Origin of the sequence: Klebsiella sp. WOUb02, from assembly GCF_050058015.1 — a bacterium.
Lineage (GTDB): Bacteria > Pseudomonadota > Gammaproteobacteria > Enterobacterales > Enterobacteriaceae > Klebsiella.
This window is the reverse complement of the sequence record NZ_CP170104.1, coordinates 58,761-72,255: the sequence shown is the minus strand read 5'-3', so window position 1 is coordinate 72,255 and position 13,495 is coordinate 58,761. Positions and strand designations below refer to the sequence as shown.

13 protein-coding genes are annotated in these 13,495 nt (G+C 52.0%); 10 read left to right on the top strand and 3 right to left on the bottom strand.

What is annotated here, in order from left to right; translation table 11 throughout:
• Window positions 1-122: 122 nt before the first annotated feature.
• Window positions 123-389: a hypothetical protein gene (locus tag ABOC21_RS00550; RefSeq protein WP_426811790.1), complete on the bottom strand. Its 267-nt coding sequence runs from the start codon at window positions 387-389 to the stop codon at window positions 123-125.
• A gap of 826 nt (window positions 390-1,215) precedes the next feature.
• On the opposite strand from ABOC21_RS00550, the gene ABOC21_RS00545 reads away from it, so the two are divergent.
• A complete protein-coding gene (locus ABOC21_RS00545; RefSeq protein WP_426811789.1) occupies window positions 1,216-1,662 on the top strand; it encodes a regulatory protein RecX in 447 nt (148 codons plus the stop codon).
• Window positions 1,663-1,685: 23 nt separating this feature from the next.
• On the opposite strand, the gene ABOC21_RS00540 is transcribed toward ABOC21_RS00545, so the two are convergent.
• Window positions 1,686-2,099, bottom strand: coding sequence for a hypothetical protein (locus ABOC21_RS00540; RefSeq protein WP_426811788.1), 414 nt, complete (start codon window positions 2,097-2,099; stop codon window positions 1,686-1,688).
• Window positions 2,100-2,513: 414 nt separating this feature from the next.
• On the opposite strand from ABOC21_RS00540, the gene ABOC21_RS00535 reads away from it, so the two are divergent.
• From ABOC21_RS00535 to ABOC21_RS00495, 9 genes are all read left to right on the top strand, one after another.
• Complete coding sequence (locus ABOC21_RS00535; protein ID WP_426811787.1) at window positions 2,514-2,870, top strand: hypothetical protein; 357 nt, start codon at window positions 2,514-2,516, stop codon at window positions 2,868-2,870.
• Between the two features lie 203 nt (window positions 2,871-3,073).
• A complete protein-coding gene (gene lysM, locus ABOC21_RS00530) occupies window positions 3,074-3,529 on the top strand; it encodes a peptidoglycan-binding protein LysM (RefSeq protein WP_426811786.1) in 456 nt (151 codons plus the stop codon).
• Window positions 3,530-3,539: 10 nt separating this feature from the next.
• Window positions 3,540-3,962 (top strand): YidB family protein, encoded by a 423-nt coding sequence (locus ABOC21_RS00525; protein WP_426811834.1) that lies wholly within the window; start codon window positions 3,540-3,542, stop codon window positions 3,960-3,962.
• Window positions 3,963-4,251: 289 nt separating this feature from the next.
• The gene (locus ABOC21_RS00520; protein ID WP_426811785.1) at window positions 4,252-4,767 is read left to right on the top strand and encodes an RNA polymerase sigma factor; all 516 of its coding nucleotides are present in this window, start codon (window positions 4,252-4,254) and stop codon (window positions 4,765-4,767) included.
• Entirely contained in the window at window positions 4,757-5,746 is a 990-nt protein-coding gene (locus ABOC21_RS00515) for a FecR family protein (protein ID WP_426811784.1), read from the top strand. The genes ABOC21_RS00520 and ABOC21_RS00515 overlap by 11 nt, the downstream gene beginning before the upstream one ends.
• A 145-nt stretch (window positions 5,747-5,891) precedes the next feature.
• On the top strand, window positions 5,892-8,321 hold the full coding sequence (locus ABOC21_RS00510) for a TonB-dependent siderophore receptor (RefSeq protein ID WP_426811783.1): 2,430 nt from the start codon (window positions 5,892-5,894) through the stop codon (window positions 8,319-8,321).
• Window positions 8,322-8,335: 14 nt separating this feature from the next.
• Window positions 8,336-8,629 (top strand): hypothetical protein, encoded by a 294-nt coding sequence (locus ABOC21_RS00505; protein WP_426811782.1) that lies wholly within the window; start codon window positions 8,336-8,338, stop codon window positions 8,627-8,629.
• A complete protein-coding gene (locus ABOC21_RS00500) occupies window positions 8,593-9,567 on the top strand; it encodes an MFS transporter (protein ID WP_426811781.1) in 975 nt (324 codons plus the stop codon). The genes ABOC21_RS00505 and ABOC21_RS00500 overlap by 37 nt, the downstream gene beginning before the upstream one ends.
• The gene (locus tag ABOC21_RS00495) at window positions 9,560-10,003 is read left to right on the top strand and encodes a hypothetical protein (RefSeq protein WP_426811780.1); all 444 of its coding nucleotides are present in this window, start codon (window positions 9,560-9,562) and stop codon (window positions 10,001-10,003) included. Before ABOC21_RS00500 ends, ABOC21_RS00495 begins: the two co-directional genes overlap by 8 nt.
• A gap of 351 nt (window positions 10,004-10,354) precedes the next feature.
• Here ABOC21_RS00495 and ABOC21_RS00490 read toward each other — a convergent pair whose 3' ends face one another.
• A complete protein-coding gene (locus ABOC21_RS00490; RefSeq protein ID WP_426811779.1) occupies window positions 10,355-13,342 on the bottom strand; it encodes a Tn3 family transposase in 2,988 nt (995 codons plus the stop codon).
• Window positions 13,343-13,495: the final 153 nt, after the last annotated feature.

Below are 13,495 nucleotides of genomic sequence, written 5' to 3'. Positions count from 1 at the left end.
CGTCTAAACGAGTTTCCGTTCTTCTTCTAAATCAGTAAAAGTTGAACTTACGAACACCTGGTAACATTTATCCATTTCTATTCCTTAAAAAAGGAAGGGGCGTTAAGCCCCTTTAGTCAACATTAAGCAGCCTGACGGTAGGAATCACGAACGCCATCACGATAACCATCAGCAAATGCGGCTTGAGGGCTTTTATGACGAACAGTTCCAGCCTGGCTATCAGGGAGGATCGCCAAGTCTACCCAAACTTGCCCTGAGCGGGCTAAACCTGCCCGATAACCTTGATCATAAGCGCATCCACAACATTTATGGCGACCGTCGCCGCCTTGATCATGCGGTAAGCTGATGAAACGAGAGTTGTAACGGTGTGCTTGTTTACATATTGCCATGTGTTAGTCCTTAATAAACATTAACTCAAGGGTTTACATGACCAACCAAGCCTGGCACAATCAAGTCGACAAAAATGATGGTGAGGCTAACAATCGTTATGAGTCTGCAAACTCATGGTCGTCATGCTTCATAAGCCGGATTCGTGAAAATGAACCCGGTTTTTTTATGCCTATAAATTGGGCATGGGCAATACATGTAGTTGCTTAAATCTATCTGCCAACTACATAGGCAATATTCTAAGAAGGATTCTTTTGAGTACAAGAGTTGATTTTGACGCTAATTTGAGGTTGCGGAAGCATAATAAATACGAAATCGACGCCCAATAAGGCCTAGCGGATATGTCAAGAAACTCAAAAAAAAATATGTAAAATTGATCGAGTGATTGCGGATTACTCCAACGGATGTGAACTTTCGCGGCCTGAAAACGCTCAATCATCGGGTGGTTACCATACGAAATACTGCTGACGTTATGGGCTTTTCGCTGTTGCATGCAACATATAGTTAACATTTGTATCTGTTAACCTTTGAATGTATCTCTGACTTTTAGAACAGAGATGGGCTTTCTAATTATTCTGGCGGTTTTTAAATAGCTTATATGGACACCTATCCGATGCAGGACAAGCCTGTCGGCCGTACCATCTAGTCACGTTCATGCATACCTCTGAGTTACCTTACATTTCGGCGCCTGAACATATCAATGTGACCACATTAGCGATACCACAATTAAAACGACCACCTAAGTGTTACCACTCCTCATCAAACTCAATGACTTCACTCCTTGAGCGCAATCCCTGATAATGAGAAAAAATAGATGAGGGGGACCTGATGAGATCCGAAGAACTCTATCAACATGCTGTCAGTCTTCTTTCGCGCAAGGACTACAGCAACAACGGAATGCGCAGGGCCTTGCACCATTTGTCAGATGACGGAATGACGGTTGAAGAGGTTATTGTCCGCCTTGGTGACAACAACTATCTTAACGACCAGCGGATGGCGGAAAATATGGTCTCACGTCTGCTGCGAAAACAGTATGGTCCGCTCCGGATCAGACTGGAGCTTCGGCAGAAGGGCATAGAACAGGATGTCGCGGATAAAGCCATCAGCGACAGCGGTGTTGACTGGTTCCAGATGGCCTCTGACAGCCGGACAAAAAAATTCGGTGATGAGCAGCCCGCAGACGTTAACGAGAAAATACGACAGATGCGGTATCTTCAGAGTCGCGGGTTTACGATGGATATGATTAACGAAGCCATGACTTCACAGGCGGACTGACGGGTCTGATTCTGTGCCGGTTTTCAGTGCGTCTGTTTGTTAAGCGGGTCCGGTATATCACAGATAAAAGATGCTTCCGGCGGCGCTCCCTCATTGATAGCAGGGCGTTTGATTAGCGTCAGAAAATGTGGTGATACCGTCCACCGGCCACCTGTTTCAGAGTGTACAGAGACCGTTTTTTTATTGAGGCGGATAATAACGCCGGCGATTTCCCTGCCGTCATTGTCGATGAAACTCACAACGTCCCCCAGCCGAAACTGAGTCATGTTCTGCTGGGCACGCTGCTGTTGCAGTATCCGAAGGCGCTCCACAACACACTGATTCAGCGCGAGGAGTTCACTTTCGCTCAGCGTGTTGACCAGTTCCTGAACCGTGCGCGGTTTCAGCCCGGATTTTCCGTGATATCCTGGATTGCGGGACATGTCATTTAAGTCCATTGCTGATGTATCTGGCCTCACACTTTATCACAGCCAGCTTATTTTATAAGAGCAAGTATCTTCCGTCGCTGCCGGGGAACACTTACCGTACGAAAACGAACGGTAAGAGATAAGCATCTGTCTGAAAAATCGATTCGAAGACAATAGTGTCCGATAAATGCCATTTTTCGATTAAAAATACACCGTTTTAAGGTTTTTTCTTTTTGTCTAATATATTTCTATATATCAGATAGTTACTTCACTAACGTACGTTTTCGTTCCGTTGTCCTTCCGACCCTAGCCTTCAAACCCCAGCATAACGCCCGATATCGGTCACTGATGACTGTATTTAAGGCGAATTCTTAAAGCATTTTTTAATTTACATGCCACGCTTGTCTGTGAAGTCAGGACTTATAACCTTAACGAGGATTTTGTATGAAAAAGACAGCCATCGCATTCTCTGCATTTCTGCTGGCCACTCCAGTGCTCGCCACTACCACCCATGCTACTGACAAAACGGTCGCCACAGCAAACGAGAGCGCGAACACCGCAAAGGAGAAACTGCATCAGGCGCAGAATGAAGGTGAAGAGCTGAAACTGAAAGCAAAACATGCTGCGGAAGGAGAAAGCAACAGCACCGGCAGCAAAATCAGCGAAGGTACCCAGAAAGCCTGGCATAAAACCAAAGAGGGCACCGAAAAAGGCTGGGATACAACCAAAGAAGGGGCTGAGAAGGGATGGAACAAAACCAAGGAAGGGGCTGAATCACTTAAAAAGAAAGTAACCGGATAACATAATTTACTGCCCGGAAGCCGCCGGCCGATACTGGCGGATGATTTTGCCTGCAGCAGTCTGGTGTGTATTTTGCGACATTACAGATGCAACTGCTCAGACGTCGGAAATTGCCGCTTCCTCAGATACCTGGCATTTATACGCTATTTTTACCGGTTCATGATTAAGATATTCATCATGAACAGTAACAGAGGCAATGAAAAATGGGATTATTAAGTTTTGTGAAAGAGGCGGGCGAGAAAATTCTGGATGCCGTTTCTGGCGGAAGTAAGGAAGATCAGGCTGAAAAGCTGAAAAAACATATTGGTAGTCTTAACCTTCCCGGAGCTGAGAACGTCAGTATTGCTGTGGCGGAAGATGGTAGCGCGACGGTAACCGGCGATGTCGGCTCACAGGAAGATAAGGAAAAAATTCTGGTGGCCGTAGGTAACGTGGCTGGGGTCGGGCAGGTCAATGACAGCGTTACTGTCACGCAGAGCGGAGCAGAAAGCCGCTATTACACGGTGAAATCCGGTGACACCCTGAGCGCCATTGCGAAAGCAATGTATGGCACAGCCAGTGACTATCAGCATATTTTTGAAGCCAATAAACCGATGCTGACACATCCCGATAAAATCTATCCGGGGCAGGTGCTGATTATTCCTGCAGGTAAGCCGTGAATCCGGGTGTATCAGCAATATTTTTAAGGAGTCTGTAATGGGGTTATTAGAGATAATTGGCGGCATGTCTGACGGGCAGCCAGGTAAAGCTGAACAGCTTCAGACGATCATGACCTGGATTGAGCAGCAGGGCGGGATTCAGGGCATAATGGAAAAATTCCGCAATGGCGGCTTAGGTGAAATCGTCGAATCATGGATTAGCCAGCAGAGTAACATCCCGGTGAGCAGCGAGCAGATCACCTCGGTATTCGGTTCGCCTGCACTTCAGGAGCTCGGGGCGAAACTGGGCATCGATCCGCAAACTGCTTCGGCACTGATTTCTGAATACCTGCCAAAAATCGTCGATGGTCTCTCGCCACAGGGCGAAACGGCGGCTCAGGGTGATCTGGTTTCCGCAGGGCTTAATCTGCTGAAAGGTAAATTATTTGGTTAAAGGCCTGCCGTTAAAGCATTGCTCCTAAAAAAGTCGGGGCCTGAAGTGCCACCTCCCGGGTAGTTGGCCTGCAGTGCAGCTACCCGGAAATGGTCAACCGGAGCGGGGTCAGTCCAGTTCAGATACGCTCGCCCTGAGTCTGATTTATTCAACAAAACCATTTCTTACTAGAAATATCCTAAAAGCTGAATAATAATCCCCGATCAACAGACCAGCGGCGAAGACTGATGACACAGGATCGTTGTGTATTTCAGTACATTTGATGTTTTACCTTCCGGGACTCGATCTTATGGCCGATAAAGGCAAGGATCTCACAGCATTATATCTTTCCGAACGTAAACGACTGGAGCGTCAGATAGACCGCAAAGTGGGCTGTCGCAGCACGGCCAGCGATCTGGTGCAGGACATTTTTCTGCGGTTGTGGGAAAAAGCCGTAGAGTGGAAAGGAGATTCTGCTGCCTATTTAAGCCGCTGCGCGCGCAACGCCGCCATCGATCATCTGCGCGCCGAGAAAACCCGCGAAGCGTATTTGAAGGGCGTGCTGTCAGACCCGTTTTTCGAGCCTCCCCTGTCGCCGCAGGAGATCCTTACCGCCGAGCAGAATTTCCGCCATATCGAAGAGGTGCTGGGTTCTCTGCCGGAAAAAACACGCCATATCTTTCTTCTGAACCGTGTTCACGGCCGCAGTTTTTCTGACATCGCCTGTGTTATGGGGATATCATCTCGCGCGGTGGCAAAGCATATGGCACGAGCAGTTTCCGCATGTGAAGTCGCATCCGCGAATGGAGTGAAAAATGTCGATTAAATCGATTTCTGGTGATGCTACAGTCCGTGCAAAAGCACGTCGTTTGTTTCTGGCTATGCAAAACTCTCCGTCGCGTCGTCAGAAGGCCGCCTGCGGTAAGTGGCGTGATGCGCATCCGGCGCACGAAGAAGCCTGGCAGACGATTGAGTCAGCCTGGCAAGACAGCGCTGCACCGGGTCAGCAACTGGCAGAAAAAGAGGCAAATGTGCTGTCCGGCTATCTGGCGGAGATGGGCAAAAACCGGACGCGAAAGGCGACACGTCGCCGCGTTAGCTCGGCCATTGCGTTGTGCATGATGCTGGTGATGCTGACTGGTCTGTGGCTGAAAAATCCATCGTGGATACAGAATTTATCTGCCGATCAGGTGGCGGCAAAAGGTGAGCGGCGCGAGGTTCTGCTGGCCGACGGTTCGAAAGTGCTGTTGGATGCCGATAGTGCCTTCGGCGTCGATTTCACCCCGTTCGCTCGCCGTATTCATCTGCTGCGTGGCGGGGCTTTTTTTGATGTGGTTCCTTCAAAAACTCCGTTTATTGTTGATACCCACGCGGGCAGCGTTCGTGTACTGGGTACGCAGTTTGACGTGCGCCTGCAGGAGAACAGTGGTGTGGTGACGCTGGCGCGCGGTAGCGTAGCCGTCAGCAGCAAAGGCCAGCCGCAGCCAACGATGATTAAACCCGGGCAACAGGTGGCGTTCAGCCCGAACGGGGTTTCTGCCCCGGCCAGTGTAAACGTTGAGGATGCAATGGCGTGGCACGGTGGTCGCTATATTTTCTATCGCGCGCGACTGGGAGATGTGATGCGCGAGTTGGAGCGCTATCGACCGGGCCGGGTGGTGATTCCATATTCTGCGCTGGCGAATCAGCGGGTCACCGGCAGTTTATCCCTTGCCGACACCGACAAAGCGCTGGACTCGTTACAGGCCAGCATCGGCTTTCGCATGCGGAAAGTGACCAGTTATCTGGTGATAATCACGCCATAAGCTTGATTTATAGTTGTTTATGATTTTTCCGTAAAAAAATTTTCGTTTTCAGGTTCAGTGGTGCACCTGCTGATGCGTGATCGTAGTGATAATAAATATCATTTCCGTTTAATTGCGATCGTCTTATCGGATATAGGGCACTTTAATGAACAACAAGAAAGTTCGTCGCGCTGGCTATGTATTAGCCTCTGCACTGCTGGCAGGTACCGGTGCAACGGGTACGGCGGTGTCCGCCGTACAGCAACCTCAGGTTCAGCAGTTTAGTTTTACTATTCCAGCAAAGCCGCTCACCCAGGCCGTCAATGAGATTGGCAGGATTGCCGGTCTTTCCGTGGTGTTCCCTGAAGACACGGCGATTGAAGGGACAGGCAGGCCGGTGCAGGGCCGGATGAGTGTTAAGCAGGCGCTGACCATTCTGCTGAGCGGCACCGGGATGGGTTACTCCTTCAGCAACGACAGTACCGTACAGATTTATCGGCTGCCGCCGGAGCTGGCTGCTGATGCCAGTACCATAGTTGTCATAGCCTCGGCTAACGGCAGGCTCGGGCCGGTGAACGGCTATGTTGCCAGCAACAGCACCGCGGGGACAAAAACCAACACGCCGCTGATGAAAAACCCGCAGTCGGTTAGCGTGATCACCCGCGATCAAGTGGATATGCAGGGGGCACAGAACCTGACCCAGACGCTTCGCTATTCAGCTGGGGTCTCGGCGGAAGTGCGCGGATCGGCATCACGCTACGATCTGCCCTATATTCGTGGCTTTGGATCGCCTACCGATAGCAACCAGTATCTTGATGGACTGCGTCTGCTGCGCGGGGGCGGCTACGTGATTCCGCAGATTGAAACCTTCGGCATTGAGCGCATTGAGTTTCTCAAGGGGCCTTCCTCGACACTGTACGGTGGAGTGAATCCCGGCGGGCTGGTTAATGCGGTATCTAAAGCGCCATCCAGCGAAGCGCAGAACTCGGTAGAGTTCCTCTACGGCAGCCACAAGCGCATGCAGTTGGGGCTCGATTCCACCGGGCCGCTGGTCGACGATAATTCCCTCCTGTACCGGGTGATTGCCCTTGGCCGGCAATCGAATACCCAGGTGGTTAACACTAAAGAAGAGCGGCTTTTCGTTGCGCCGTCGCTGACCTGGATACCCGATGTCAATACGTCTTTTACCCTCAGTATGAGCTATCAGCGCGATCCAGAAGGGGGCTACTACGGGGTTATACCGACGGTTGGCAGCCTGTGGTCCAGTCCGGCTGGGCAGATCGCCCGTAATTTTAACGATGGCGATCCGGAATATGATGAGTTCAGCCGCACACAAACGGCGGTGGGCTATCAGTTTGAACACCGTTTTAACGACACATGGACGGTGCGCCATAATCTACGTTACCTCGATCTGACCACAGTGACCAAAAGCGTCGTGACTTCTGCGCTGGCCACCGACGGGCATACTATTTCCCGCTATGCGCTGGGCACTGATGAATCTCTGCGGGGGATAACGTCCGATCTGCAACTACAGGCGGAATTTGATACCGGGCGCTTTTCACATACCACCATTACCGGATTCGACTATCAGGAGTCCTCATGGCGGCAGATCCGCGACTACGGTGCGGCACCGTCTATTGATTATCTCAATCCGGTTTACGGTGTAGCGACCAACCTGGCGCTGTCTCGGATCACCAATCAGAAACAGCACATCACCCAAGCCGGGTATTATCTGCAGGATCAAATCGAGCTGGATAACTGGACTCTGGTGGCGGGAGGGCGCTACGACACCATGCGCACCCGTATCGATAACTATCTCAGCGCCTCGCACAGCGTTCAGGATGATGAAGCAGTAAGTGGCAAGATCGGCCTGATTTACAACTTCGATAACGGCGTTGCGCCGTACGTCAGCTATTCCACCTCATTTTTGCCGGTGACTGGCACCGACAAAAACGGTAACGCTTTTAAGCCCAATACCGCACAACAGCATGAGGTTGGTGTGAAGTTTCAGCCACCCGGTCTGGATGCGCTGTTTACCCTCGCCTGGTTCGATATTACTCAGAAGAATGTGGTGACCTACGCTAACGCGCTGACCTCGTATCAGACCGGGGAACAGCGCTCGCGCGGGCTGGAGTTTGAAACCAAAATAGCGGTCAGCGATAACATTAATGTGACTGGCGCCTTCACCTATACCAGAGCAGAAGTCACCAAGAGCCTGGCGGCTGATGCCGGTCAGCGGCCAATCGGTATCCCGGATTACACCGCCTCGCTGTGGGCCGATTACACCTTCCGCAGTGGTCTGATGCAGGGGCTGACCGTCGGCAGCGGTGGGCGCTACGTGGGAGAAACGGTGGGGGGCTATTCACCGAACGTCTATAGCACCAGTGCCGTTCGCCTAGATGCGCCGGGCTACGCGGTGTTTGATACGGCGATCGGCTACGACTTCGGCAAGCGGTTTGGCAACCTCAGCGGTTTAAGTACTCGCCTGAGCGTCAACAATCTGTTTGATAAAAGCTATGTCACCTGCCTGTCCAACAACTTCTGTAACTACGGCAACGAACGTGTGGTGAACCTGTCTGTGAACTATCGCTGGTGAGGCCGTTGACGGTAATGGAACAACATACGTGTCGATCACCCGCCGGCAGCGGACAGCTGGCGGTACTGCTGGCAATCAGCGCGCTGTATATCGGCTTCGGTATGACCATGGGGCTAATCCAGGGGGGATTCCCGGCCATTATGCGAGCGCAGGGGATGAGTCTGGGAGCAGTAGGCTGGCTATATGCGCTTTACCTGCCGCTGGGCATGGCGTTTCTGTGGTCGCCGCTGGTTGATCGCTGGCGGCCGCCATTTCTGGCGGTGGAGTTGGCGTGGATAGTGCCGATGCACTGGCTTCAGCGCTGGTAGTGGCTGCAGTCGCTCTGATGCAGGGGGCCGACTTGCGCCTGCTGTTTGCCATGGGGCTTTTTGTCGCCTTCGCGATGGCGACGATGGATATTGCGCTGGATGCCCTGGCGGTGGTGCGCATCGAAAGTGCCTGGCGACCGCGTGCGGCAGCCTGCAAGTTGGCGGCGCTGTCCATCGGCGCGATGATCGGCGGCGGGGCGTTTGTGGTACTATTCCAGCGCTTTGGCTGGGCAACTATCTTCCTGTGCTATGCCGCCAGTCTGCTGCTGTTGATCGTGCCAATGTTGCTGGTCAGCAAAACGAAGTCGGGAGCGGCTCCGCCGCCCGCATTACCGCAAAAGAAAGCCAGCCTGCGGCGACTGCTGCGTAATCCGCTGCAATGTAGGCGGCTGGTGCTGTTGACCCTGACCTGCTGCGTCATCTTCCCGCTATCGGCGCTGAATCGCCTGATGCTGATCGACATGCAGGTGTCGATGGAGGTGATCGGCGGAGTGGTTGGCACGCTGGGGCCGGTCACCATGCTGATTACCGCTGGGATCGCCGCGCCGCTGATGCACCGGTTCGGTTTGCCATGCGCAATCTGGCTGTTTACCGCGCTGGCGATCTTAGCCCTGGCGGCGATGGTGGCGGGCTATTCGCTGGAACTGCCGTGGCTGGCAATAACCGGTGCGGTAACCATGGGCGCGGCGGTCGGCGGAATTTATGTTGTGCTCAGCGCCCGTATTCTAGGCTGGTCGCGTGGGGAACAGCCCGCGACCGACTACGCCACTTATTATGGCGTCGGGCGCTTTGTCAGCACCCTGGCCACTATCGGCTTTGCGCAGATGGTGTCGCTGATAAGCTGGCCGCTCTTTTATTTGTGCGGTGTGCTGGCGCTGCTAGCAGTGATGGCATTACTGCGCAGTTCCGTAGAAGAAAAGGAAACAGAACATGAGTGATAAGAGTGCTTACACCGGTGCTGAGCCGGATGCCGAAATTTTTGATATCAGCCACTGGCCGATCATTTTTATCCGCTTTCCGCAGTTGGGTATGCCGGACAGAACCAATCGCCTGCTAAACGGCCTGACCGATTTTCTGCAGCAGCAGCAGCGGGTGGTGTTTGTCTGGATACCGGCGCGGCACGGGCACGATCGCGAACCGAACGAAGAGGAGAAACAAGCCAGCGGCTGGGTAAAGCAGTATAAAACCGAGCTGCGTGACTGGTGCGCGGGCTACGTTTATCTGACCAACGATGCGGAAGTACGTGCCAGCCTCAATGTGCTGTTCCCGAAACTAAAGAAGATGATGCCGTTCCCGAAAATCCTGGCGGATGATCGGGAAGATGCCTGCGCGAAGGCGCAAGAGTTTCTGGCTTTGCCGGTGAAACAGGACTGATCATGCAAAACCCGCTATCCAGACCGCCGGGACTTCATCTGTATTAGCTCAGATTTGACCTGACACGCCTATGGCACAGAGCCAAATCTAATCTGACAGGCAGCTCAGTGCCAGAAGCAACAGAGGCTTTAACATAGCCTGCTATTTTGGATATGAAACTCTGTGTTAAGCCAGTTAGCAAAAGCCATAATTCGTTTTTTGAAATCGGCCACGTCGGCGTGAGGCTCATGACTTGCTGCCAATAAGTAATCCATAACCTCAGCTTTATCTGGATATCTGGCATTGAGCTTAATACTGTGTTCTTCAAGTGTTTCCGGCCAGTCTTTATGGGGTCAGTTTGGATATCGAAAATTATTGTACGTTAAGGCTATTTTTTGACCTTTCGACTTTAGCTGGCCGCAGCCGACGAAACTTACCGGAAGCCGGTACTCGGTTGCTTTTCCAGATATAATCGCCTGTCAGATTGATGTGCTCCCAGCCCAGCGGGGACAAATGCGACAGCAGTTGCTCGTTGATCTTCACCCCTTTACGCTTCAGGGCATCGACCGCTCTTTCCATATAGACGGTATTCCACAGCGAGATAGCTGCCGTCAGCAATGTCAGCCCACTGGCACGGTAGCTCTGATTTTCCGGTTTTCTGTCCCTGATTTCTCCCAGCCGGTGCATAAACACCGCTCGCGCCAGCGCATTACGGGCTTCTCCTTTATTCAGTCCCGCCTGTACCCGCCGACGAAGTGCCGGATCGCGGAACCAGTCGAGCATAAACAGCGTTCGTTCAATACGGCCAATTTCCCTCAATGCTTTGGCCAGACCGTTTTGCTTGGGATAGCTGGCAAGCTTTTTCAGCATCAGTGATGCCGTCACGGTTCCCTGCTTTATCGAGGTCGCCAGACGCAGCACTTCACGCCAGTGAATTTCGATCTCTTTCAGATTCAGGCTGGTCGTTGATATCAGTGACTGAAGCGCCGGGTACTGGTCCGCTTTCCCTTTGATAAACAGCTTCTTGTCGTGGAGGTCCCTGATTCGCGGACAGAACGCAAATCCCAGCAGGTGCATCAGGGCAAAGACATGATCGGTGAAACCCGCGGTATCGGTGTAATGTTCCCTGATTTCCAGGTCGCTTTCGTGGTACAGCAAGCCATCGAGCACATGGGTTGAATCCCTGACCCGACTGATTATGCAGGTGTAAAACGGGCTGTATTGATCCGAAATATGGGTATAAAACTGACGTCCGGGCTCCTGCCCATATTTCGGATTAACCTGCCCTGCGTAGCGGCCTGAGCTACCTGTTCTGAAATTCTGTCCATCTGATGATGATGTTGTCCCGTCTCCCCAGAATGCCGCCAGTGGCCTTTTCCCCTGCGCGTTTACCAGCTCTGCAAGGGCGGCTGAATAGGTTTCGTCGCGGATGTACCATGCCTGAATATCTTCGAGTGATGATTTGGTGCTCCCGGGGCAGGCTTCTGCCATTTTGGTCAGGCCGAGATTGATGCCATCCGCAAGAATGGTGGTGAGAAGCAGGCGGGTATCGGGACGGGTTATGTCATTTTTTATATGCGAAAAATGTCGGGTAAACGTCGTCCAGCTGTTTACCTCGTCGAGAATTTCCGTGATCTTAGGGCGCGGTAGCATGCTGTAAACCAGCTCTGCCAGCGGTGAAACCTGCACCGGAACGCAGTTATCCAGCGGGGTGACTTTTACGCCCTTGTCAGATATTTCCACATCGGGCAGTTCACCGATGGCTGCCATGGCATTGACCTCTTCAAGCCGGGACTGGAGCAAGGTCATACGGCTGTCAATGTACTCATTATAATCAGCAGATACTGTCAGCGGCAGCGCCGGAGTGAGTTTGTCAAAGTCCTTTTCGGGAATGAGGTAATCATCAAAATTTTTGTAGCGACGTGAACCTTTAACCCAGATGTCCCCGGAGCGCAACGCCCCCTTAAGCTCGCTGAGCGCACAAAATTCATAGTACTGCCGGTCAATACCCGCAGGTGTAATTACCACCCTGCGCCAGCTTTCGGGGACAAACTCAAGCGGCGCTGTCACAGGAACTTTACGTGACTGCTTTCGGTACATATCCTTGATCACAACCAGCGCATCAGCCAGAGGTTGCGCTGCCGGGGTGGCGACTAACTGTAAAGTGGACAACATGCGCGGGGCATATTTCCGTAATGTGCTGTATTTCTCAGTAATAATATGCAGCGGGTCAAAATTATTTTTTCTGGCGAGATGGCGTGTTTCCTCCAGACTGGCGACAAATTCCGGCCATGGGAGTATGTTTTCTATTGCGAGCCATGGATCACCACCGGAATCACGCGCATCAGACAGTGCCTGACCGACATCGATGTACTGCCTCAGTTTTGACTGGATCAGCTTGCCGGTCTGCTGAAGGCGCTCAGTCTGTGTTCTTTTGGCTTTGCTGAAAAGACTGTTCAGCATGCGCTCATGCAGCTCAATTACTTCATCTGTCAGTGTGGCTCTGGCTTCTTCCAGCACGCACACCAGGATGGCATGACGCCGGACTGCTGAAAATCGGGTCAAATCCCGGCTGCTCATTTTTCGGCCTTCCCTCGCCAGTTTCAGCAACCGGTTCTGGTGAATGGTACGATCTATACCTTCCGGTAATGCCAGCGATTCAATGCTACTGAGCCGATCAAGATGTTGCAGCACGTTCTTACCATTGATTTTACCCGGCGGTTGCAGAAGCCATGTCAGTCTGGAAGACTGATTATCTGATGACTCAAGTAAACGATCCAGAGCATCCCTGTGAGCCTGAGTTAACGGGGCATTCAGGGTCTGGAATACGATTTTATCGCCGCCTGCCATGGCCTCCGCACAGGTACGCTCTACGACATCAATCGCGGGGATTATCACGTTATTCTGCCGGAGCCAGAGCAGTAACTCTTCGGCCAGGAGAATGCCTTTATCGGTGCGCGTCGCCATCGACAACAGGTGCGTAATACAGTCCTGCTGTATTTTGCCGGTGAACGCCTTTACGCCAAGATAGCGGTAGAGTTCGGTTAAATGCTCGCGCCGGGTCGTATCCCTGCCGGAAAGGTAAGCAGGCCAGAGATCCCCGGTAAGCTTTAGCCTGCTGGCGATATGCTTCAGCAGCGCATCAGAGGGTGGGATTTTTTTATCCGGGGCAAAGCCGACATTTTTCAGATAGCAAAGAAGGACGGCAAAACCAAAACGGCTGGCGGGTTTACGGTGGGCACTGATGAGTGCCAGATCATGTTCACTGAAATACGCCATTCTGGTCAGTGTTAACTCATCGTCCGGTAATGCCAGTAATGCTTCTCTTTCCGACAGAGAAAGAATCTGCCTCCTTGCCATATAGTTTCCCTCATAAATTATCCGATGTGGTTTTTTAACAAAAATGGTTATCGCATTAGGGTACACCCTGACGCCATAACCAAAACATGACGGCACACAATGAATGACATAACCTATATGCGATATATTAAATGCAATAACTTAAATGCGATA

What these genes read in the sequence shown, in the direction of transcription:
- ABOC21_RS00550 (WP_426811790.1), bottom strand. Translation starts at nt 389, where the DNA reads ATGGCAATATGTAAACAAGCACACCGTTACAACTCTCGTTTCATCAGC.
- ABOC21_RS00545 (WP_426811789.1), top strand. Translation starts at nt 1,216, where the DNA reads ATGAGATCCGAAGAACTCTATCAACATGCTGTCAGTCTTCTTTCGCGC.
- ABOC21_RS00540 (WP_426811788.1), bottom strand. Translation starts at nt 2,099, where the DNA reads ATGGACTTAAATGACATGTCCCGCAATCCAGGATATCACGGAAAATCC.
- ABOC21_RS00535 (WP_426811787.1), top strand. Translation starts at nt 2,514, where the DNA reads ATGAAAAAGACAGCCATCGCATTCTCTGCATTTCTGCTGGCCACTCCA.
- lysM (WP_426811786.1), top strand. Translation starts at nt 3,074, where the DNA reads ATGGGATTATTAAGTTTTGTGAAAGAGGCGGGCGAGAAAATTCTGGAT.
- ABOC21_RS00520 (WP_426811785.1), top strand. Translation starts at nt 4,252, where the DNA reads ATGGCCGATAAAGGCAAGGATCTCACAGCATTATATCTTTCCGAACGT.
- ABOC21_RS00515 (WP_426811784.1), top strand. Translation starts at nt 4,757, where the DNA reads ATGTCGATTAAATCGATTTCTGGTGATGCTACAGTCCGTGCAAAAGCA.
- ABOC21_RS00510 (WP_426811783.1), top strand. Translation starts at nt 5,892, where the DNA reads ATGAACAACAAGAAAGTTCGTCGCGCTGGCTATGTATTAGCCTCTGCA.
- ABOC21_RS00505 (WP_426811782.1), top strand. Translation starts at nt 8,336, where the DNA reads ATGGAACAACATACGTGTCGATCACCCGCCGGCAGCGGACAGCTGGCG.
- ABOC21_RS00495 (WP_426811780.1), top strand. Translation starts at nt 9,560, where the DNA reads ATGAGTGATAAGAGTGCTTACACCGGTGCTGAGCCGGATGCCGAAATT.
- ABOC21_RS00490 (WP_426811779.1), bottom strand. Translation starts at nt 13,342, where the DNA reads ATGGCAAGGAGGCAGATTCTTTCTCTGTCGGAAAGAGAAGCATTACTG.